The following is a 22,005-nucleotide window of genomic DNA, read 5'->3' as shown; positions in this document are numbered from 1 at the left end:
CCTGATGAAGTAAGCAGGGTGAGGCAAGAAGGTTGCACCGACCTCAGCGCGGATCCAGCACGATGCCGAAGCCGCTCTTGGCTTCGCTGACGATACGCAGGTGCTGGCGCTCGCCGGGCTGTGCCTGCAGGCGCAGTTCGCGATTCAGGCGGCCCTTGCTGCACAGCAGGCCACCTTGTTTGTCGGTGGTGATGCCGACGATGTGTTCGCCGGGCGGCAGGTGGAAGGTCGCCACTTCACCCACGGCCAGCAGCGCGGCGGGTTCGCGGTCGATCAGCAGCGCCACGTAACAGCCGCCCCCCAGCATGCCGATGTCGCGGTCCACCACCAGTTCGCTCGAGGGCGAAAGTGTCTGTTGCCAGGCCGACAGGCGTTCGGCCGGTACGGCTTTCAAATGCTCCGAATCAGCGCGAAACGAGGTACAACCCGACAGGCTTGCCGCGGCCAGCATTATCCAGAACACACGCATCGTTCGATTCCTCAGAGGGCACTGTGCTCCCACTCTAGCTCAAGGGTGACGGGCTGCTGAACACTCGCGAGGCGACCAGCTTCAGAAAAGTTTTGAAACAGGTTCACGCCAAGGTCCGCGATGGGCAAGAATGGGCAGGCTTATCCGTACGGACTGACCTGAACCTGTGGAGGTACCGTGGCACCTAGAGACCTGATGTTGGCCCTGGTCGTGATCGTTGTCTGGGGTTTGAATTTCGTGGTGATCCGCTACGGTCTCGATGGCCTGCCGCCGATGCTGCTGGGCGGCCTGCGCTTCACTTTGGTGGCGATTCCCGCGGTGTTCTTCATCCGCCGGCCGAACCTGCCGCTGCGCTGGCTGATCGCCTATGGTGCGACCATTTCCCTGGGCCAGTTCGCGTTCCTGTTCGAGGCCATGGCCAATGGCATGCCCGCCGGCCTGGCCTCGCTGGTGCTGCAATCGCAGGCCTTCTTCACCTTGTTCTTCGCTGCGCTGTTCATCGGCGAGCGGCTGCGCGCCGCCAGCGTGGTGGGCTTGCTGGTAGCGGCTGGAGGTCTGGCGATGATCGGCCTGGAAAGCGATCAGGCCACGCCGCTGATGGCGGTCTTGCTGACCCTGTGCGCAGCGTCGATGTGGGCAATGGGCAATGTCATCACCCGCCGCTTCGGCAACATCGACCTGGTCGCGCTGGTGATCTGGGGCGCATTGATTCCGCCCTTGCCGTTCTTCGCCTTGTCACTGTGGCTGGAAGGTCCGGCACTGATCCAGCAGTCGCTGTTGGGCATCGGCTGGAAATCCATCGGTAGCCTGGTCTATCTGGCAGCCGTGGCTACGGTGCTCGGCTACAGCCTCTGGAGCAAGCTGTTGTCGCGTTATCCGGCAGGCAAGGTCGCGCCGTTTTCGTTGCTGGTGCCGGTGGTGGGCTTGAGTTCTTCGGCGTGGATCCTGGGCGAGCGCCTGGGTGCATTGCAGTGGTGGGGCGGGGCGCTGGTCATGGTCGGGCTGTTGATCAACGTGTTCGGCAGCACTCTGTTCAGCCGGCTGGGCACGGGTCGCACCGAGGCGAAATCTCTGCAATGATGAGGCCATCGATACGTCAAGGAGATGCAGCATGATGATCCGGTCGCTGACCCTCGCCACCCTGTTCGCGTTCGCCGCGCCCTTGCTGGCCGCCGATGGTGACAGCCCCCTGGCCCAGGACCGCGGGAGGGCCCGGCCGCTGGTGGTGATTGCTCCAAGCTCCGTGGATCCCAATCTGCTGAAGCTGCGCAAGGCGCTGGAAGAACCCGCCAATCGCGACGGCTTCAAGCAGCGCGGCATGGTCCTTTACACCGTGATCAATACCATTGGCCAGCGTGACGGCAAGGATCTCGACCCGCAAGCCACCATGTCGCTGATCCGCGACTTGAAACTGGGTGCCGGGTCCAGCCAGAAGTTCGTGCTGTTGGGCAAGGATGGCGAGAAGAAGCTCGAACAGGCGGGTTACGTCGAGCCTTCACAGCTGTTCAGCACCATTGACCAGTTGCCGGCAACGGAAAAGGACGCCAGTGCGCCCGCAGCCGTGGCGCCTGCTGCCCAGGAGCCTGCCAGCAAACCGGGCAAGGCGGCCAAGCCGAGCAAGGCGCCGCAGCCGCTCGACGATTGATCGGTCAGCGGTCCGCGCCGCGTTGCAGGTTCAAACGCCTGCGTTCAAACCATGTTGAGGCGCTGCTTGCGCAGGGGCGGTGGGTAAACAGCATCCAGCGAGGCTAGATCTGCTTCGTCGAGCTTCACCTGCAAGGCCCCGGCATTCAGCCTGACATGCTCGGGCGTGGAAGCCTTGGGGATCGCGATCACGTTGTCGTGGCGTAGGACCCAGGCCAGGCATGCCTGCGCCGGCGTGATGCCGTGGCGCTCGGCCACCTTGCGCAATGCCGGCTGGTCGAGCAGCCGACCGCCCTGGGCAATCGGACAATACGCCATCAGCGGCATCGCCTGCTTCGCGCACCACGAAAACAAGTCGAACTCGATGCCACGCTCTTCCAGGTTGTACAGCACCTGGTTGGTCGCGCATCCAGCGTCGTCCAGCTCGGTCATGTCATCGACATCGAAATTCGACACGCCCCAACGGCCGATCTTGCCCTGGGCCTGCAGGCGCTCGAACGCCTCTACGGTTTCGCTCAAGGGATACTGGCCGCGCCAGTGCAGCAGATACAGGTCGATGCGCTCGGTGTTCAGGCGCTGCAGGCTGCGCTCGCAGGCCTTGATCACACCTTGGCTGCTGGCGTTGTGCGGGTAGACCTTGCTGACCAGCATGACGTCGTCACGACGGCCCTGAATGGCTTGCCCGACGATCTTCTCGGCGCCGCCTTCGCCGTACATTTCGGCGGTGTCGAGCAGGGTCAGGCCCAGGTCGATACCCTGCTGCAGCGCGGCGATTTCCTGCCGTGCGCGGGCCGGATCCTCGCCCATGCGCCAAGTCCCCTGGCCAATGCGTGGTACCGACCTGCCGGCCAGATCAATGCTGTTCATCACAATGCTCCTTGATGGAAAAGGAATTAAGCGCCTCTGTAGCAGCGGCGCAAGCCGCGTCCGGCCTCGACGCGGCGGGTCAGAATACCGCGGGGCCCGCTGACGCGGCTTACGCCGCTGCTACACGGAGCGTGTGGGTTGGGCAGTGTCATCGGGCTGCGGTTCAAACCGTCGGGTGGCAGGATCACTGGCGACGGTGGGCCGTGTGCTCCAGCAGCACTTCCATCAGCGCATGCGCGGCGGCCGAAAGCTTGTGGTCCGGCAAGCGCATCAGACCGATTCGGCGCTCGACGCTGGGCGACTCCAACGGCACGCAGCGTGCACCCAGCTCGTGCATCTGTTCGATGCACAATGCCGGCACCGCGCTCACCCCCAGGCCGTGGGCAACCATGCGGCCGATGGTGCTCAACTGATGGCTCTCGAATGCCACCGCAAGCTTGCCATGCTGCTCGCTGATGGCACTTTCCAGCAGCAGGCGAACCGCGGAAGGGCGCTGCAGGGCAATGAAATCGTGGGCGAGCAGAGTCTCCCAAGTGAGCATTGCCTGCTCGGCCAACGGCGAATCGGCTGCTACCACCGCCACGAACCGATCGGTGTAGAAGGGCGTGAACACCAGGGACGAGGTGCTTTCCGGTTCGAAGCCTATGCCCAGCTCGACCCGGCGATGGCGGACCATCTCCACCACGTGCTCGTTGATCACGTCATGCACGGCGACATTGACCCGTGGGTGCCGGTCACGAAAGATGCGCAGCGCCGCTGGCAGCAGGTTGCCGGCGAATGACGGCATGGCCGCGATGGACACTTTGCCCAACTGCAGGGTGAAGTGCTGGCGCAGCAGCTCTTCGGTATTGTCCCAATCCGCCAGCAAGCGGCGCGCCAGTGGCACCAACACCTCACCTTCCGGCGTCAGGCTGACGCTGCGCGTAGTGCGGATCAGCAGCGCGCCGCCCAGGTCTTCTTCCAGGCCCTTGATGGTCAGGCTCAAGGCGGGTTGCGAAAGGTGCAGTTTTTCGCCGGCCTGGGCGAAGCTCAGCGCTTGGGCTACAGCGAGAAAGGCGCGCAATTGTTTGACGTTCATTTATTTGCAAAACCAATCAATCCCCAAGAAAAACAAATTTAACAAATTACCACCGTGGGGAGAAGATACCGTCACGCTTGCCGTTGCCGAAGTGACGGCGCCATAACAAACAAAACAAGGCGAACAATCATGGCTGGACTCGATAAACGAGTGGCAACCTATGCCCAGGCACTCGAAGGCCTGCGCGATGGCATGACCGTACTGGCCGGCGGGTTCGGCCTGTGCGGCATCCCCGAAAATCTCATTGCCGAAATCAAGCGGCTGGGTGTGCGTGACCTCACGGTGGTGTCGAACAACTGCGGAGTTGATGGCTTTGGCCTGGGCGTGCTGCTCGAAGACCGGCAGATCCGCAAGATGATCGCCTCGTACGTGGGCGAAAATGCCCTGTTCGAGCGTCAGCTGCTGGACGGTGAACTGGAAGTCGAACTGACCCCTCAAGGCACCCTGGCGGAAAAGATGCGCGCCGGCGGCGCCGGCATCCCCGCGTTCTTCACCGCCACCGGCTACGGCACGCCGATAGCGCAAGGCAAGGAAGTACGTGAATTCAATGGCCGCCAGTACATTCTGGAGCAGGCCATCACCGGTGACTTCGCCATCGTCAAGGGCTGGAAGGCCGACCATTTCGGCAATGTCATCTATCGCCATACCGCACAGAACTTCAACCCGCTGGCGGCAAGCGCCGGGCGCATCACTGTGGTCGAGGTCGAGGAAATCGTCGAGCCCGGCGTGCTCCTGCCCGAGCACATTCACACGCCCGGTATCTACGTCGACCGGGTGATCCAGGGCACCTTCGAGAAGCGTATCGAAAAACGCACGCTCAAGGCCTGAGTCTTCCCATCTGCTCTGTTTCACATGAGGTTTCCCAAATGGCACTTACCCGCGAACAGATGGCCCAGCGCGTGGCGCGCGAACTGCAAGACGGCTTCTACGTGAACCTGGGGATCGGCATACCCACCCTGGTGGCCAACTACGTGCCGACAGGCATCGACGTCATGCTGCAATCGGAAAACGGCCTGTTGGGCATGGGCGAATTCCCCACCGAGGCCACCGTCGACGCCGACATGATCAATGCCGGCAAACAGACCGTGACGGCCCGTGCGGGCGCGTCCATCTTCGACTCGGCGCAGTCGTTCGCGATGATCCGCGGCGGCCATGTCGACCTCACTGTGCTGGGTGCGTTCGAGGTGGACGTGCAGGGCAACATTGCCTCGTGGATGATCCCCGGCAAACTGGTCAAGGGCATGGGCGGGGCGATGGACCTGGTGGCGGGCGCAGAGAACATCATCGTCACCATGACCCATGCCTCCAAGGATGGCGAGTCGAAGTTGCTGCCGCTGTGCACGCTGCCGCTGACCGGTGCCGGGTGCATTCGCAAGGTGCTCACCGACCTGGCTTACCTGGAGATCGAAGACGGCGCGTTCATCCTCAAGGAGCGTGCGCCCGGCGTCAGTATCGATGAAATCAAGGCGAAGACGGCCGGCAAGCTGATCATTGCCGATGACGTCATTGAAATGAGCTTCTGAGCACCTGCTGCACTACCCATAGCCGATCTCATACTTATAAGAACAAGGGAAACACGACCATGTCTGCACAACTTGAAGAGAGCCGCTACGCTCGCTTCGCCCTGCGCTGTTCGAGCTGGGCCGAGCGCTGGTTCCCTGATTCCTACGTGTTCGCCGCCGTCGCGGTATTGCTGGTGGCACTGGGAGCGCTGGCCATTGGCGGCACCCCGACCGCAACGGCAACAGCCTTTGGCGACGGATTCTGGAGCTTGATTCCGTTCACCATGCAGATGGCTTTCGTGGTGATCGGCGGTTACGTGGTCGCCAGTTCGCCACCTGCGGTCAAGCTGATCGATCGCCTCGCGCGCATTCCGCGCAATGGTCGCTCGGCCGTGGCCTGGGTGGCGTTGATATCGATGGTCGCTTCGTTGCTCAACTGGGGGCTGTCGCTGGTATTCGGCGGGCTGCTGGTGCGGGCATTGGCACGACGGACCGACCTGCGCATGGACTACCGTGCAGCCGGTGCCGCGGCCTATCTGGGGTTGGGCGCGGTATGGGCGCTCGGGCTGTCGTCGTCGGCGGCTCAGTTACAGGCCAACCCTGCCAGCCTGCCACCGTCGATCCTGTCGATCACGGGCGTGATTCCCTTCACCCAGACGATCTTTCTGTGGCAGTCGGGGGTACTGCTGCTGGCTTTGGTGCTGGTCTCGCTGGTGGTGGCCTACGCCACGGCGCCGGGCCCCAACTCTGCCCGCGACGCCCAGGCCTGCGGCATCGACCCGGCCTTCAGTCTGCCGCCACTGAGCAAGCGCAGTCGGCCTGGCGAATGGTTGGAATACAGCCCGGTGATCACCATTTTTCTGGTGTTGCTGGCCGCAGGATGGCTGTTCCACGAGTTTTCTACCAAACCGGCGATCACCGCCATCTCCGGGCTCAATACCTACAACTTTCTGTTCATCATGCTGGGCCTGCTGCTGCACTGGCGTCCGCGCAGCTTCCTCGACGCCGTCGCGCGCGCGGTGCCGACCACGACCGGCGTGCTGATCCAGTTTCCCCTGTACGGCTCGATCGCCGCGATCATGACCACGGTCAAGGGTGGCGATGCGCAGACCCTGGCCCACCACATTTCCACCTTCTTCGTACAGATCGCCTCGCACGATACCTATGCGCTGTTGATGGGGGTCTATTCGGCAGTGCTCGGATTTTTCATTCCGTCGGGCGGTGGCAAGTGGATCATCGAGGCGCCCTATGTCATGCAGGTGGCCAACGAGCTGCAATACCATCTGGGTTGGGCCGTACAGATCTACAACGCCGCCGAGGCCTTGCCGAACCTGATCAACCCGTTCTACATGCTGCCTCTGCTCGGCGTGCTGGGCCTGAAGGCTCGGGATCTGATCGGCTTCTCGTTCGTGCAGCTGCTGGTGCATGCGCCGCTGGTGCTGTTTCTGCTGTGGGCGCTGGGAACGACGTTGGCCTACGTGCCTCCCGTTGCACCCTGACGCCAGCTCGATCCGCGCGCTACGTTGATCGGGAATATGCTCCCGCCGGGCGATTGATTGCATAGTGGCTATTGCGAAGTAGCCAGCGCTCGCGGTAAACATCTAGGTTGAACGGGATATGGGCTGGACGCCCACCCATCGTGAACCGATGAAGGGAGATCTTGAAATGCTTGATAACGGCGCGGGCGGAGGTCCGGACCAGGGTGAACAGGTCGATAAGATCATTTCCCAGGAAATACGCAACCTGCATACCGCAGCATCCAGGGACCTGGATCAGGCAGCAGTGCAGATCATAGGCAAGGTCGAGGGCTTCAGGGAGCAGGGTTTGATCAGTTCGGAGGTCGCTCGGCAACTGATCTTCGATGTGCGCAACGAGCGCAGTCGCATCAGCCGCTGAGCGAGCGCTCAGCAAGCGTTGAAGCGCTGATCAGCCGCCTGCAGTGTCGATGTCGGCGTCGGTTTCTTCAGTGCCCACGCTACCAGGATCGACTTCGGGCTCCGATTTGAAATCGGGACTGAAGCGATTCCCCTCCGGGGTGGTTGGATCCCCGGAATCTTCGGGCTTGGGGTCAAGCGCTGGATCGTTGGGCAAGCTGCTCTGTGCTTCGTCCGTATCACGCTCGACCGGGTTCGGTGCAGGTGTGTGTTCGCTCATGGTGTTCTCCCGCTGTGACTGGATGCGTGGCCGATCAGCGCTTGCCGCCTTCGGAACCGGTACCGTCGCCATTGTCCATCGCACCGGACTCAGGCTTGGTCACTGCACCGCCCATGGAGCTCCCTTCAGGGTTGCCGGTGTTCTGCGGCTTGATCTGGGTACTGGTGCCGTCACGCGGGGCTGCCGACCCGTCGGTGTTGCCATTGGGCATGTTGGTACCGGTACCGGAAGGCACACCTACCGCTGAAGGCACTGTGCCCTTGGCGGCTGGGTTGGTCGGCCCGGTGCTGTTGTCGGCCATGGCCGGTAGGGCTGCAGCCGCCAACAGGCCTGCGAGTAATGCTGTAGTGATGTATTTCTGGCTTTTCATGGAGCTCTCCTTGTTCGTGAATGCTTCATGCATTGGGCTATGAGGTACGGTTATAGGTGCCCACATGCCGACGAACGGCAAGTTCTGGAAACCTCGTAGGAGCGGTCATTGGCCGCGAAAGGAGCGATGCGGGCTCCCGGAGGCACCGCGGTGACTGCTTCGCGGCCACTGACCGCTCCTACAAGTACCGCTCCCACCAGTACCGCTTTCACATGTCATGTACAAAAAGTGGGAGCGGCCATTGACCGCTCCCACAGGGGATGTACAGGGCGTGGGCGCGACCGCTGCCGCCCACGTAGGGGAGGGGCTATCAGGCCAGCAATTGCATGCCCAGTTGGAACGCGACCCATACGGCCAGGATGGTGGCGAAGCCCAGCGCGATGTTTTCGAACCAGTTGTTGCGGTATTTGCCGAGCAACTTCTTCTGGTTGGACATGATCAGCAGGCCAAGGGAAATCACCGGCAAACCAATGATGTTCAGCGCGTTCACGCCAATGGTCAGGGTCACGAAGTCGGGCATGCCTGGCAGCGACCACACCAGCGGCGTGACCAGAATGAACAGCATGAACCATTTGTGCATCGGGTCATGGTGGAATTCCTTGCCGTACTTCTCGCGACGCTCGGGACGGATGTGCTGGAAGGCATCGGTGATCAGCATCGGGAAGGCTGTGGTCTTGCCGGCGATGCTGGCGAACAGGGTGGCGAACACACCGACGAAGAAGATCAACCAGCCGCCGGTGCCGAAGAACATCTGCAGTGCCGAACCCAGGTCGTCCAGGGTTTTCACTTCGATGCCGTTGGGACGCAGGATTTCCGCACCCACTACCCAGATGGCCAGGTTGATGATGATGCCGACGAACACCGCGAACAGCAGGTCGTTACGCTGGATGCGTTTGTGTTCCGGGCCGACCCAGCCTTTCTGCCGCATCACGTAGGGGTGTACGAAGTTGGCGATGGAACCGGCAACCGCACCGATGACCGATACCGCGACCAGCAGCGCGCCATGCACGCCTTCATCCGGTGGAATGCTGAAGCCGATAGTCCCGGCCAGGATGCCGCCCACGTCCGGTTTGGACATGATCGCCAGCGCCATGAACGCCAGGGTCATCAGGGCCAGCAGACCTTTCATGACGCCTTCGATCAGCGAATAGATGTTGCGCCCCACCAGCAGCCACACACCCAGTACCACGGCAAAGGACGCCAGCAGTGGCTGATTGATGTGGAGCAGGGTGGCCAATGCTTCGCCGGCGCCCTTGATCATGTAGGCGTTGGTCAAGTGGCCCATGATCAATGCGTAGCCCAGCATGAACCAGGCAAAGAACGGGTGCAGTTGTGCATAACCCTGCAGGATGGTCATGCCTTGGTTGTTGCACAGCTGGAAGCGGGCAATGATGTTGACGATGAGGAATCTGAGCAGCAGCGACACCGCCAGCACCCACATCATGGCATAGCCGTAGTTGGCGCCTGCCACGGAGGAGGTGATCAGGTCACCGGCGCCCAGCCATGACAGCACGGCAATGATGCCCGGTCCGATGATCTTGGCGAGGCGGCCCATGCGGGTCGTGGGGGCAGCCGCCTTTTTTTCGAGCGAGTGGGTACTCGTCATTGGGTGAATTCCCTTTGTTGTTTTTGTGGATGGATCAGGGGGTCATTCAATCATGAGTTAGGATGTCATATGACCTGACAAGTTGCAAAAAGGTGTAAGAGGATATTTCACATTCCGCCTGCCTCGCCGTCCACAGCATCCGCCTATCGACTGCGCTGAACCAATCATGCCGCAGGCTTTCCGATGAGCCTTACCGCAAAAGGAATGCAGCCATGTCGCAGATCATCGTCGATGACACTCAGACGCCTGCCAGAGCCGACGCGGCAGCCGATGTGCTGATGTTCGGCAGCCCCAAGGACCGCCTGGATTTCTACCGCAAGGAGATCCAGTACGAAACATCCATTCTTTCCAACCGCACCGACGCCTATCTGTCCGCACAGTCGTTCCTGGTCATTGCCTACGCCTCGTCCATGGCCAACCTTAATCCGGAGTGGGGCAAGCTGTTTACCTTGGTCGTGCCGCCGCTGCTGGCGCTGTTCGGCCTGGTCAGTTCGCTGCATGCCTGGCCGGGTATCCGTTCGGCCTACGACATCATCGACCATTGGCATTTCAAGCAGAGCCAACTGTTGGACAGCGAACCGGCAATGGGCGCCGCCTATGACGAGTCGCCGTTGTTCAGCGAGCGCGAGTCGAACGAGAAGCGCTGGCGTGGGGCGCTGCTGTTCTCGATGAGATCGCCGTTTCTGTTCAGCGTGTTGTGGGTATTGCTGGGTGTGTTCGCGGTGTACGCGCAATACACCAATCCAGGCGGTTGAAACGAAAAAGGCCTCTGCATGTGCAGGGGCCTTCGGGTCATGCGGGGGTAGCTCAGCGCACCGAACTGAAAGCCTCCTGGCGACTGCGCTCATACGCCTGCGGGTCCACTGCAGCGGCGCCTGGCTTGCCCAACTCGTTCAACGGGATGCGATAGGTCTCCTTGGCACAGAACGCTGCCAACGCTGCGATGCAGCACACACCCAAGGCCAGTGAACCCACTACCATGGGGATGTTGGCGGAGCCCGGTGGGGCCATCGCGGCGAACAGCACCGGAAGCATAGCGGTGATCAGCGTGCCGACGTTCTGCGAAATGGCCATGGCCGAGACGCGGTAGCGGGTTTCGAACAGTTCAGGGTAGAAACTCGGAAATACCGCGTTGTAGCCCTGGTAGAACACGCCCCACATCAGGATCGACATGCCGATGGCCAGCGGTACGTTATGCACGCTGATCGCATACAGGTAGAAGAACGACAGGATGCCGGAGCTTAGTGCGCCACCGATGATCATCGGACGGCGGCCGATCCGGTCCGACAGATTGCCCACGAACGGGATCACGCATACCGCCACGATGTTGCCGATTACCGGGATCCACAGGTACACGCTCTTTGCGAAACCGATGCCGTAGGCCGGTTGCACCGCGTACGCGGCGCCGAAGATGGTCGCGACCACGGGGATCACGTTCATCAGCGCCATGCACATGACCAGACCCATGTTCCGCCAGCTGTGCTTGAAAGCCTCCAGGACCGGCGACTTGGTGATGGTGGCGCGCGCTTCCTGAGTTTCGAAGGCCGGGGTTTCATTGACCTCGCGGCGAATGATGTAGCCGGCGATCAGCACCACGGCACTGAGCAGGAACGGAATACGCCAGCCCCACGAGTTGAACGCTTCGTCGGGCATGAAATAGGCCAACGGCAGGAAAATCGCTGCGGCGAAGATTTGCCCGGCCTGCACGCCCTGCAAGGTGAAACTGGCGTAGAAACCTCGCCGTCCGAACGGCGCGTGTTCCAGGACCATGGAACTGGCTCCGGATATCTCCCCTGCGACCGCGAAGCCCTGGATCAAGCGCAGTACCACCAGCATGGCTGGTGCCCACAGGCCGACCTGGCTATAGGTCGGCAGCAGGCCGACGGCCATGGTGGCGAAGCCCATCAGGAACATGCACAACAGCAGTACGTTCTTGCGGCCGCGGGTATCGCCCCAGTGGCCGAGGAAGAACGCGCCGATGGGGCGTGCAACGTAGCCTACGCCGTAGGTGGCCAGGGAGGCGACGATGGCGACCTTGGGGTCGGTATTGGGGAAGAATATCTGCGGAAAGATCAACGCCGCGGCCTGGGCATAGATGAAGAAGTCGTAGTATTCCAGAGCGGAACCGACCCAACCGCTGGCGGTGGCCTTCTTGGTTTGCTGCGAGCCGTGCGATTCTGACTGAGCATGCGCCATGCTGTGTCTCCTTTGTTTTTATTATGAAGCATTGGAACCGTTGGCTTCGTTTCCACCCTTGGGCAGGCAAGATTGCGTGCGCTGGAGTGGGGCAAAACTAACTGGGTAGTTAATGTTTAGCAGTGGTGCCGAAGAGGTGTCAATACAGCCGCATGCCGGGGTTGAGGAGGTCCGTCGCCCGGGCTGCGTGCAAGACTGCCCCAAGTGGGGTCGGGTTTCAACCGACAGTGCCGGAATAGAGCGTTGCGCAGGCGCACGAAGCAGGTCGCTCGCGGCCGCGATCGGTGCCTAGCTTGCTTGCTATTGTAGCCGCTGATCGCACACATTTGGTTTTGATTCAGCCCGATTTGCGGCGCTCCCGGACGCGGCTTGCGCCGCTGCTACAGGATCCTGGTTCCCCCGCATCCCTCGTCGAGCCAAGATCCCAAATCCCCCGTAGGAGCGGTCAACGGCCGCGAAGAGAGCGCCACGGTGCGTCTGTCAATGCACGGTGTGTCATTCGCTGCCGCTGATTGCGCCCCCGGCTCAGGCCAACTCGCGGACCAGATTGCCCAGCGTCTGCATCGCCGCCAACTGTACCTTGCCCATCGGTGTGCCGTAATTCAAACGAATGCAGTTGCCGAACCGGCCGCTGGCGGAAAAGATCGGCCCCGGCGCGATGCTGATGCCCTGCGCCAGCGCCAGACGAAACAACTGCAGCGAATCCACCTTCGCCGGCAACTCGAGCCACAGGAAATACCCACCTTCGGGACGACTCACTCGGGTGTCCTCGGGAAAATAGCGTGCGATGGCCGCCATCATTGCATGCTGCTGACCCTGCAGGGCGTCGCGCAACCGATGCAGGTGTCGATCATAGCCGCCGTGCTGAAGGTAGTCGGCAATCGCCGCCTGGCCCGGCACCGAAGCGCAGATCGAGGTCATGATCTTCAGGCGCTCGACCTTCTGCGCGAAGCGTCCGGCAGCGACCCAGCCGATTCTGTATCCGGGTGCCAGGCTCTTGGCGAACGATCCGCAGTGCAGCACCCAGCCTTCGCTGTCATAGGCCTTGGCCGGGCGCGGCGCATGCTGCCCGAAGTACAACTCGGCGTACACGTCGTCTTCGATCAGCGGTACCTGGTGTTCATGCAGCAGCGCCACCAGTTGGCGCTTGCGCGCCTCCGGCATGCTCGCACCGATCGGATTCTGGAACGTCGGCATGCACCAGCAAGCCTTGATCGGCAGGCGCTGCAGAGCGTTGGCCAAGGCATCCACGTCCAACCCGTCGCGCGGATGGGTGGGAATCTCCACTGCCTTGAGCTTGAGCCGTTCCAGCACCTGCAAGCAGGCGTAGAACGCCGGTGCCTCGATGGCCACCATGTCGCCCGGCTCGGTCACCGCCTGCAGGCACAGGTTCAACGCTTCCAATGCACCGTTGGTGATCAGCAATTCGTCGACCGGCAGGTTGATTCCGGCGATGTTGTAACGCAAGGCGATCTGCCGGCGCAGCTCGGGGCTGCCCGGCGACAGATCGGTGACCGTTTCGCGCGGGTGCATGGCCCGGCTGGTACTGGCCAGCGAGCGCGCCAGGCGCGGCAGGGGGAACAGGTCCGGGCTGGGAAAGGCGGAGCCCAATGGCACGGTGTTGGGGTCCTTGATCGAATCGAGGATGGAAAACACCAGCTCACTGACGTCGACATCGGTCGATTCGGCCAGCAACTGCGGTGTCGCCGTGGGTTCCTCGAGTGACCGTTCGGCCAGGGCATTGACGAAATACCCGGAGCGCGGCCGGGCGCGGATCATCCCGCGGCGTTCGAGCAGGTAATAGGCCTGGAACACCGTGGAAGGGCTGACGCCCTGAGTCTGGCTGGCATGCCGCACGGAAGGCACGCGCTCGTCCGGCTTCAGTACGCCGGTGCGAATGAGCTCGGCGATGTGGTGGGCAAACTGCTCGTAGCGTTTCATGACCGGCCTGGGTCCATGGGCGAGGGCCGCACTATGCCACAGCCCCACGCCCAGCCGGCAGGCCATGCGCACATGGCCCGCCGGTGACCTGCGTCGGTTTCAGGCCTGGATCGGGGCGGGGTCGATGGGAGGGTCGCCGACCGGGGTCGGCGGCACGGTCGGTTGCACGGGCACACCGTCCGGATCGTCCTGCGGCACCGGCGGCGGCAGGTTCGGTTGGTCGATGTTCGGATCCGGTGTTCCAGGCGGAAGGGGAAGGTTCATGGGACGGCCTCTGGTGGGTGATGGACATATGCCTGTGGTTGACACCGGCTACCATCATTTCGGTCCCTCGAAGCGCGTTGCAGGGTGTAAAAGCATATGAACTTTCCCTGCCACCCCGGCTCCGAACCTAAGCGAAAGACAAACCCGGTTCACTTCACCGCTTGCACAAGCACAACAGCGTCCAGGTGACGCACAGGAGCGAGGCTCGATGACGGCTGATCAGACTTTCCAAGCGGACCAGAACGCGACCGACGAACAGACCCCAGACCATGTGCTGAGCCTGTCCCAGGCGCTGCTGTTGCCTCGGATCGTGATCGAAGACACACAGCCAGTCATTGACGGTGGGCAGTTCGCCGTCAAGGCCATCGTAGGCCAGACGGTCACCGTGAGCACCAAGGTCTACGCCGACGGCCACGACAAGCTGGCCGTGGTTCTGCGCTGGCACGAGGCGGGCAGCGACACCTGGCACAGCACCGCCATGCGTGAACTGGGCAACGACAGCTGGGAAGCCGAGCTGGTAGTCGACAGCGTCGGCACCCATGCCTATTGCATCGACGCCTGGATCGACCAGTTCGCCAGCTACCGTTACGAGCTGGAAAAGAAATATGCCGCCGGCGTTACCATCGACCTCGAGTTGGAAGAAGGGCGCGTGCACCTCGAGCAGGCCGCTGCCCGCAGCCAGGACACCCTGGCGCGTCAGTTGCGCCAGCTGCACGATGAATTGCAGGGGCTCGATCAGGACGCCAAGGTAGCGCTGCTGCTGCAACGTGACACCCAGGCGCTGATGTCCCTGGCGGATCCGCGTGCGTTCCTCTGTTCCAGTAGCGAATATGCGCTGGATGTGGAACGTGAACTGGCGCAATTCGCCAGCTGGTACGAGTTGTTCCCGCGCTCGATCACCGATGACAAGGCGCGTCATGGCACCTTCAATGACGTGCACAGCCGTCTGCCGATGATTCGCGACATGAACTTCGACGTGCTGTACTTCCCGCCGATCCATCCGATCGGACGCGCTCACCGCAAGGGTCCGAACAACTCCCTCACCGCCGGCCCGGATGATCCTGGCAGCCCCTATGCCATCGGCAGCGCGGAGGGCGGGCACGATGCCATTCATCCGCAGTTGGGCACACGCGAAGACTTCCGCAGACTGGTCGCCGCCGCGGCCGAGCACGGCCTGGAGATCGCTCTGGACTTCGCCATCCAGTGTTCCCAGGATCACCTGTGGCTCAAAGAGCATCCAGGCTGGTTCAGCTGGCGCCCGGACGGCACCATCCGCTATGCGGAAAACCCGCCGAAGAAATACCAGGATATCGTCAACGTCGATTTCTACGCTGCCGACGCAGTGCCGGGCCTTTGGACCGAGCTGCGTGACGTCGTGTGGGGCTGGGTCGAAGAAGGCGTGAAGATCTTCCGCGTCGACAACCCGCACACCAAGCCGCTGCCATTCTGGCAATGGCTGATTGCCGATATCCGCAGCAAGGACCCCAGCGTGATGTTCCTTGCCGAAGCGTTCACCAAGCCAGCCATGATGGCGCGCCTGGGCAAGGTCGGCTATTCGCAGAGCTACACCTACTTCACCTGGCGCAACACCAAGCCCGAGCTGACCACCTATTTCACCCAGCTCAACCAGGCACCATGGGCGCACTGCTACCGGCCGAACTTCTTCGTCAACACGCCGGACATCAACCCATTCTTTCTGCACGACAGCGGCCGTGCCGGTTTCCTCATCCGCGCCGCGCTGGCCACCATGGGCTCGGGTCTGTGGGGGATGTATTCGGGCTTCGAACTGTGTGAATCGGCGCCCATCCCCGGCAAGGAAGAGTACCTGGACTCGGAGAAATACGAGATCCGTCCGCGCGACTTCACCGCCCCCGGCAACATCATTGCCGAGATCGCCCAGCTCAACCGGATTCGCCGTCAGAACCCGGCGCTGCAAACACATCTGGGCGTCGAGTTCTTTCAGTGCTACAACGACAACGTCCTGTATTTCGGCAAGCGTACCGCTGACCGCAGCAACTATGTGCTGGTCGCAGTGAGCCTCGATCCGCACACCGTCCAGGAAGCCCACTTCGAGCTGCCGCTTTGGGAGTTGGGATTGGACGACGATGCGGCCACCAATGGCGAAGACCTGATGACCGGGCATCGCTGGACGTGGCACGGCAAGAATCAGTTCATGCGGATCGACCCGGCCTACCAACCGTTCGGCATCTGGAGGATCACCCGCGTACAGCCGTAGGCAAGCGCCTGGCCATACGCTCCACACCGTGTCTCACGCTGCACTCAAGGTTGTCCGGCCGCTCCAGAGGCTGCTCACTACAGGGAATCCACAATGGCGAAAAAGCCTCGGTCGCAAGCGTTCATCGATGATCCGCTCTGGTACAAGGACGCGGTTATCTATCAGGTCCACGTCAAGTCGTTCTTCGACTCCGACAACGACGGCATCGGTGACTTTCCGGGGTTGATCGCCAAACTCGATTACATCGCCGATCTGGGCGTCAACACCATCTGGCTGCTGCCGTTCTACCCGTCCCCCCGCCGCGACGACGGCTACGACATCGCCGAGTACAAGGCGGTGCATTCGGACTACGGTACATTGGCCGATGTTCGCCGCTTCATCAGCGAGGCGCACAAGCGCGGTCTGCGGGTGATCACCGAGCTGGTCATCAACCACACCTCCGATCAGCACCCCTGGTTTCAGCGCGCGCGCAAGGCCAAGAAGGGCTCCAAGGCCCGTGACTTCTATGTGTGGTCCGACAGCGACGAGAAATACGACGGGACACGCATCATCTTTCTGGACACCGAGAAGTCCAACTGGACCTGGGACCCGGTCGCAGGCCAATACTTCTGGCACCGTTTCTATTCGCACCAACCGGATTTGAATTTCGACAACCCGCAGGTGATGAAAGCGGTCATCGATGTCATGCGCTATTGGCTGGACATGGGCATCGACGGCCTGCGCCTGGATGCCATCCCGTATCTGATCGAGCGCGACGGTACCAACAACGAGAACCTGCCCGAAACCCACCAGGTGCTCAAGCAGATCCGTGCTGAGATTGACGCCAACTACCCGGACCGCATGCTGCTGGCTGAGGCCAACCAGTGGCCCGAGGACACCCAGCTTTACTTCGGCGATGCCCACGGCGACAACGGCGACGAATGCCACATGGCGTTCCATTTCCCGTTGATGCCACGCATGTACATGGCACTGGCGCAGGAAGACCGCTTCCCGGTCACCGACATTCTGCGCCAGACGCCAGCCATCCCAGCCAACTGCCAGTGGGCAATCTTTCTGCGCAACCACGATGAACTGACCCTGGAAATGGTCACCGATCGTGAACGCGACTACCTGTGGAACTACTACGCGGCCGACAGCCGCGCGCGGATCAACCTCGGCATTCGTCGCCGGCTGGCGCCGCTGCTCGAACGTGACCGCCGCCGGGTCGAACTGCTCAACAGTCTGCTGCTGTCCATGCCCGGCACACCGACCCTGTATTACGGTGATGAGATCGGCATGGGCGACAATATCTACCTGGGTGACCGCGACGGGGTGCGCACGCCCATGCAGTGGTCGATCGACCGCAACGGCGGCTTCTCCCGCGCCGACCCGGCCAGCCTGGTGCTGCCGCCGATCATGGATCCGCTCTACGGCTACCAATCGGTCAATGTCGAAACCCAGGCCAACGACCCGCACTCGCTGCTCAACTGGACCCGGCGCATGCTCGCCGTGCGCCGCCAGCAGAAAGCCTTCGGCCGTGGCACCCTGACCATGCTCACGCCCACCAACCGCCGCATTCTGGCGTACGTGCGTGAATATACCGGCAGCGATGGCAAGACCGAGATCGTGTTGTGCGTAGCCAACGTCTCGCGTGCCGCCCAAGCGGCTGAATTGGATCTGTCCCCGTATGCCGGCATGGTGCCGGTAGAGATGCTCGGCGGCAGCGCCTTCCCACCCATCGGTCAGCTGAATTTTCTGCTGACCTTGCCACCCTACGGCTTCTATTGGTTCCTGCTGGCCAGCGAAACCCAGATGCCGAGTTGGCACGTCGAACCGGCCCAAAGCATGCCTGACTTCCAGACCCTGGTTTTGAAACAACGGATGGAGGAGTTGCTCGACGAGCCGTCGCGCAGCACTCTGGAAAACACTTCTCTGCTGCAGTACCTGCCCAAGCGGCGCTGGTTCGGCGGCAAGGATGTTGCCATCGACAACCTGCGCATCGCTTACGGCGTGCGCTTCGGCACGCCGCAAAGCCCGGTGCTGCTCAGCGAGCTGGAAGTCACAGCCGGTGGGCAGACCAGCCGCTATCAGTTCCCGTTCGGCTTCATTCCCGAGGAACACAGCGGTTCGCCACTGCCCTTGCAACTGGCCCTGTCGCGGGTTCGTCGCGGCCGTGAAGTGGGCTTGATCACCGATGCGTTCGTGCTGGAAAACTTCATCCATTCGGTGATCGATGGCCTTCAGGTCGAGAAGACGCTGGCGACCAGCGAAGGCGAGATCCGCTTCCTGGCCACCGAGCACCTTACGGCGCTGAATCTGGACAACACGTCGGTGATCCGCTACCTGTCGGCCGAGCAGTCCAACAGCTCGGTCGTAGTCGGCGGCAGCCTGGTGCTGAAGATGATTCGCCGTGTCAGCGGCGGCATCCATCCAGAGCTGGAGATGGGTGCCTACCTGACCGCTGCGGGCTACGCCAACATCTCGCCATTGATGGGTTCCGTCAGTCGCGTGGATGCCAGCGGCATGCCGCACTTGTTGATGATCGCCCAAGGCTACCTGAACAATCAGGGCGACGCCTGGGAATGGACCCAGAACAACCTCGAGCGCGCCATTCGCGACGAGATGGCCTTTGCCCATTCCGAGCAGGGCCAGCGCTACGACGCACTGGGTGAGCTGGCAGACTTTGCCGGCATGCTCGGCCAGCGTCTGGGCGAGATGCACGTGGCCCTGGCGGCGTCCGGTGCCCAGGCCGACTTCCTGGCACGCGTCAGCACGCAGAAGGATGCTCAGGGCTGGGCCAGAAGTATCGCTGGCCAGGTCGAGCGGGCGCTGGGCTTGCTCGAACAGCGCCATTCCGAGTTTGCCGAACAGGATCAGGCCTTGGTGACCGAGCTGCTGGGCCGGCGCGAGGAGCTGCTGGCACAGGTCGAGCGCCTCAGCGAGCAGGCCACGGGCGGCTTGATCATGCGGGTCCATGGTGACCTGCACCTGGGCCAGATGCTGGTGGTGCAGGGCGACGCCTATTTGATCGACTTCGAGGGCGAGCCTGCGCGGCCACTCGAAGAGCGCCGCGCCAAATACAGTCCTTACAAGGATGTGGGCGGTGTATTGCGTTCGTTCGACTACGCTGCGGCGATGGCGATCCGCAATGTACAAAGCACCGATGCCTCCGAGGAAGCGGCATCCGCCCGCCAGCGCGTGGCCAAGCGCTATCTGGCAGAAGCCCGCCATGCATTCATCGGCGCCTACGATCTGGCGACCGCGGCCGTGCCACATCAATGGCAGGACCCGGACGGCGCCCGCGCTGCACTGGATTTGTTCAGCCTGGAAAAGGCTGCCTACGAGATCGCTTATGAAGCGGAGAATCGCCCGAGCTGGTTGGCCGTGCCTTTGCACGGACTGTTCGGGCTCTTGAGTACGAGGGAGAATAAGCAATGAGTGCGCACAGCGAACATGGCAAGCGCGATTCCGGCGCGTTGCCGGCAAAAGCCGATATCGAGGCGCTGATCCGTGCCGACCATTCCGATCCGTTCTCGGTTCTGGGTGCCCATAGTGACGGCGGGGCAGGCAGCTACATCCGTGCCTACCTGCCGACCGCCCTGAGCGTGCAGGTATTGGCCAAGGATGGCGGGCATCCACTGACGACCCTCGACCAGGGCGATGTGCCCGGGCTGTTCACCGGCCATATCGAGCAAACTCAGCCCTACCTGCTGCGCGTGCAGTGGGCCGGAGGCGTGCAGGTCAGTGAAGATCCGTACAGCTATGGCAATCTGCTCGGCGACATGGACATCTACCTGTTTGCAGAAGGCAAGCATCGCAACCTGGGCAGCGTCTTCGGCGCCCAGTTCATCGAAATCGAAGGCGTGCAGGGTGTGCGCTTCGCGGTCTGGGCGCCAAACGCCAAGCGCGTTTCGGTGGTCGGTGACTTCAACGTCTGGGATGGCCGTCGCCATCCGATGCGCCAACGCTTCCCGGCTGGCGTCTGGGAGTTGTTCATCCCCGGCCTGCAGCCTGGCGAACCGTATAAATACGAAATTCTTGGCCAGCACGGCATTTTGCCGCTCAAGGCCGACCCGATTGCCCTGTGCACCGAATTGCCACCGTCCACTGCCTCGCGCGTGGCCAAGCCGATGCAGTTCGCCTGGGACGACAACGCCTGGCTGGACATCCGCGCCGAGCGCCACGCCGTGGGTGCGCCGCAGTCGATCTACGAATTGCATGCCGGTTCATGGATGTGCGAGCTCGACGAAGCCGGTGAAGTGGTTCGCCCCTACAACTGGCATGAACTGGCTGAACGGCTGATTCCTTACGTGCAGAAAATGGGCTTCACCCACATCGAGCTGCTGCCGATCATGGAACACCCATTCGGTGGTTCATGGGGCTACCAGCCGTTGTCGCAGTTCGCGCCGTCGGCACGCTACGGCACGCCCGAAGACTTCGCGGCGTTCGTCAATGCCTGCCACAAAGCCGAGATCGGTGTGATCCTGGACTGGGTCCCGGCGCATTTCCCCACCGACGAGCATGGCCTGGCGCGCTTCGACGGTACCGCGCTGTATGAATACGACAACCCGCTGGAAGGCTTCCATCAAGACTGGAACACGTTGATCTACAACCTCGGCCGCACCGAGGTCCACGGTTTCATGATCGCTTCGGCCGTGCACTGGCTCAAGCACTTCCACATCGACGGCCTGCGCGTCGATGCCGTGGCGTCGATGCTGTACCGGGACTATTCACGCAAAGCGGGGGAATGGGTGCCCAACGAGTACGGCGGCCGGGAAAACCTGGAAACCATCGCGTTCCTGCGTCACCTCAATGACGTGGTGAAACAGGAAGCACCGGGGGCCATGGTGATAGCCGAAGAGTCCACGGCATGGCCGGGCGTGACTCAGCCCACACAGGAAGGCGGCCTGGGCTTCGACTACAAGTGGAACATGGGCTGGATGCACGACACGCTCAACTACGTGCAGAACGATCCGATCCACAGACCGCATCATCACGGGCAGCTCAGTTTTGGTCTGGTATATGCCTATTCAGAACATTTCGTGCTGCCGATTTCCCATGATGAGGTCGTGCATGGCAAGCACTCGCTGATCGACAAGATGCCCGGTGACCGCTGGCAGAAGTTTGCCAACCTGCGAGCCTACCTGAGCTTCATGTGGACTCATCCGGGCAAGAAGCTGTTGTTCATGGGTTGCGAGTTCGGCCAGTGGCGGGAGTGGAACCACGATCATCAGCTGGATTGGTACCTCACCGAGTACTCTGAACACAAGGGTGTTCAGCAGCTGGTTGCCGACCTCAACCGGCTGTACCGTGACGTACCGGCGCTGCACCAGCAGGACTGCCAGCCTGAAGGCTTCCAGTGGTTGATCGGCGACGACGCCACCAACAGTGTCTTCGCCTGGCTGCGCTGGAGTGCCGACCGCGAGCCGGTGCTGGTGGTTGCCAACTTCACCCCGGTTCCGCGCGAGGCCTACCGTGTCGGTGTGCCATTCGGCGGCGAGTGGGAAGAGCTGCTCAACAGCGACGCCGAGCAGTATGCCGGCTCCAACTACGGCAACGGCGGCAAGGTGTTCGCCGAGGAGGAGGGCAGCCACGGCCAACCTCACGCCATCAGCCTCAACCTGCCACCGCTGGGTGTGTTGATCCTGCGTCCTACGCGGGCCGATATCCACGGCTGAAGGCAATAAAAAGGGGCTCCT

At 62.0% G+C, this 22,005-nt stretch carries 19 protein-coding genes; 10 read left to right on the top strand and 9 right to left on the bottom strand.

All coding sequences use genetic code 11. From position 1 onward, the window contains the following. Positions 1 to 43: 43 nt before the first annotated feature. Entirely contained in the window at positions 44 to 469 is a 426-nt protein-coding gene (locus tag IFT57_RS12960; protein ID WP_122715525.1) for a 3-isopropylmalate dehydratase, read from the bottom strand. Between the two features lie 195 nt (positions 470 to 664). Here IFT57_RS12960 and IFT57_RS12955 point away from each other — a divergent pair, with 195 nt between their 5' ends. Beyond that, a complete protein-coding gene (locus IFT57_RS12955) occupies positions 665 to 1,549 on the top strand; it encodes an EamA family transporter (RefSeq protein WP_199868889.1) in 885 nt (294 codons plus the stop codon). 31 nt (positions 1,550 to 1,580) lie between these two features. Beyond that, positions 1,581 to 2,114, top strand: a complete 534-nt coding sequence (locus IFT57_RS12950) for a DUF4174 domain-containing protein (protein ID WP_192151654.1) — start codon at positions 1,581 to 1,583, stop codon at positions 2,112 to 2,114. Between the two features lie 44 nt (positions 2,115 to 2,158). On the opposite strand, the gene IFT57_RS12945 is transcribed toward IFT57_RS12950, so the two are convergent. Together IFT57_RS12945 and IFT57_RS12940 are read right to left on the bottom strand one after the other, a co-directional pair. Further along, positions 2,159 to 2,980, bottom strand: coding sequence for an aldo/keto reductase (locus tag IFT57_RS12945; RefSeq protein ID WP_192151653.1), 822 nt, complete (start codon positions 2,978 to 2,980; stop codon positions 2,159 to 2,161). 184 nt (positions 2,981 to 3,164) lie between these two features. Continuing rightward, a complete protein-coding gene (locus IFT57_RS12940; protein WP_192151652.1) occupies positions 3,165 to 4,058 on the bottom strand; it encodes a LysR family transcriptional regulator in 894 nt (297 codons plus the stop codon). Positions 4,059 to 4,187: 129 nt separating this feature from the next. Between IFT57_RS12940 and IFT57_RS12935 the strand changes: the two genes are divergently transcribed. The 4 genes from IFT57_RS12935 to IFT57_RS12920 all read left to right on the top strand — a co-directional run bounded on the left by IFT57_RS12935 (position 4,188) and on the right by IFT57_RS12920 (position 7,456). Further along, positions 4,188 to 4,886, top strand: a complete 699-nt coding sequence (locus IFT57_RS12935) for a CoA transferase subunit A (RefSeq protein ID WP_122715520.1) — start codon at positions 4,188 to 4,190, stop codon at positions 4,884 to 4,886. Between the two features lie 38 nt (positions 4,887 to 4,924). Further along, on the top strand, positions 4,925 to 5,581 hold the full coding sequence (locus IFT57_RS12930; protein WP_122715519.1) for a 3-oxoacid CoA-transferase subunit B: 657 nt from the start codon (positions 4,925 to 4,927) through the stop codon (positions 5,579 to 5,581). 59 nt (positions 5,582 to 5,640) lie between these two features. Further along, entirely contained in the window at positions 5,641 to 7,059 is a 1,419-nt protein-coding gene (locus IFT57_RS12925) for a short-chain fatty acid transporter (protein ID WP_192151651.1), read from the top strand. A 166-nt stretch (positions 7,060 to 7,225) separates the two neighbouring features. After that, positions 7,226 to 7,456, top strand: coding sequence for a hypothetical protein (locus IFT57_RS12920; protein WP_192151650.1), 231 nt, complete (start codon positions 7,226 to 7,228; stop codon positions 7,454 to 7,456). A 30-nt stretch (positions 7,457 to 7,486) separates the two neighbouring features. Here IFT57_RS12920 and IFT57_RS12915 read toward each other — a convergent pair whose 3' ends face one another. The 3 genes from IFT57_RS12915 to IFT57_RS12905 form a co-directional block, all read right to left on the bottom strand. Then, positions 7,487 to 7,714: a hypothetical protein gene (locus IFT57_RS12915; RefSeq protein ID WP_192151649.1), complete on the bottom strand. Its 228-nt coding sequence runs from the start codon at positions 7,712 to 7,714 to the stop codon at positions 7,487 to 7,489. Between the two features lie 34 nt (positions 7,715 to 7,748). Then, positions 7,749 to 8,084: a hypothetical protein gene (locus IFT57_RS12910; RefSeq protein ID WP_122797000.1), complete on the bottom strand. Its 336-nt coding sequence runs from the start codon at positions 8,082 to 8,084 to the stop codon at positions 7,749 to 7,751. A 310-nt stretch (positions 8,085 to 8,394) separates the two neighbouring features. After that, entirely contained in the window at positions 8,395 to 9,690 is a 1,296-nt protein-coding gene (locus IFT57_RS12905) for an Nramp family divalent metal transporter (RefSeq protein WP_122715514.1), read from the bottom strand. A 278-nt stretch (positions 9,691 to 9,968) separates the two neighbouring features. Between IFT57_RS12905 and IFT57_RS12900 the strand changes: the two genes are divergently transcribed. Continuing rightward, positions 9,969 to 10,445: a hypothetical protein gene (locus IFT57_RS12900; RefSeq protein ID WP_122715826.1), complete on the top strand. Its 477-nt coding sequence runs from the start codon at positions 9,969 to 9,971 to the stop codon at positions 10,443 to 10,445. A 52-nt stretch (positions 10,446 to 10,497) separates the two neighbouring features. Here the strand turns inward: IFT57_RS12900 and IFT57_RS12895 are convergent, their stop codons facing one another. From IFT57_RS12895 to IFT57_RS12885, 3 genes are all read right to left on the bottom strand, one after another. Continuing rightward, positions 10,498 to 11,886 (bottom strand): MFS transporter, encoded by a 1,389-nt coding sequence (locus tag IFT57_RS12895; protein ID WP_122477825.1) that lies wholly within the window; start codon positions 11,884 to 11,886, stop codon positions 10,498 to 10,500. A gap of 525 nt (positions 11,887 to 12,411) precedes the next feature. Further along, the gene (gene mapR / locus IFT57_RS12890) at positions 12,412 to 13,827 is read right to left on the bottom strand and encodes a GntR family transcriptional regulator MpaR (protein WP_192151648.1); all 1,416 of its coding nucleotides are present in this window, start codon (positions 13,825 to 13,827) and stop codon (positions 12,412 to 12,414) included. A gap of 99 nt (positions 13,828 to 13,926) precedes the next feature. Then, positions 13,927 to 14,091: a hypothetical protein gene (locus IFT57_RS12885; protein ID WP_192049235.1), complete on the bottom strand. Its 165-nt coding sequence runs from the start codon at positions 14,089 to 14,091 to the stop codon at positions 13,927 to 13,929. Positions 14,092 to 14,299: 208 nt separating this feature from the next. Here IFT57_RS12885 and IFT57_RS12880 point away from each other — a divergent pair, with 208 nt between their 5' ends. The 3 genes from IFT57_RS12880 to glgB all read left to right on the top strand — a co-directional run bounded on the left by IFT57_RS12880 (position 14,300) and on the right by glgB (position 21,984). Further along, positions 14,300 to 16,327, top strand: a complete 2,028-nt coding sequence (locus IFT57_RS12880; protein ID WP_192151647.1) for an alpha-1,4-glucan--maltose-1-phosphate maltosyltransferase — start codon at positions 14,300 to 14,302, stop codon at positions 16,325 to 16,327. Between the two features lie 93 nt (positions 16,328 to 16,420). Continuing rightward, positions 16,421 to 19,744, top strand: coding sequence for a maltose alpha-D-glucosyltransferase (gene treS / locus IFT57_RS12875; protein WP_192151646.1), 3,324 nt, complete (start codon positions 16,421 to 16,423; stop codon positions 19,742 to 19,744). Continuing rightward, the gene (gene glgB / locus IFT57_RS12870; RefSeq protein WP_192151645.1) at positions 19,741 to 21,984 is read left to right on the top strand and encodes a 1,4-alpha-glucan branching protein GlgB; all 2,244 of its coding nucleotides are present in this window, start codon (positions 19,741 to 19,743) and stop codon (positions 21,982 to 21,984) included. The genes treS and glgB overlap by 4 nt, the downstream gene beginning before the upstream one ends. The last annotated feature ends 21 nt before the right edge of the window (positions 21,985 to 22,005 follow it).

The organism is Pseudomonas sp. CFBP 13719, from assembly GCF_014842095.1.
In the GTDB taxonomy this organism is placed as follows: Bacteria; Pseudomonadota; Gammaproteobacteria; order Pseudomonadales; family Pseudomonadaceae; genus Aquipseudomonas.
Note: the sequence above shows the minus strand (reverse complement) of the source record. Positions and strands in the feature narration are given on the sequence as shown.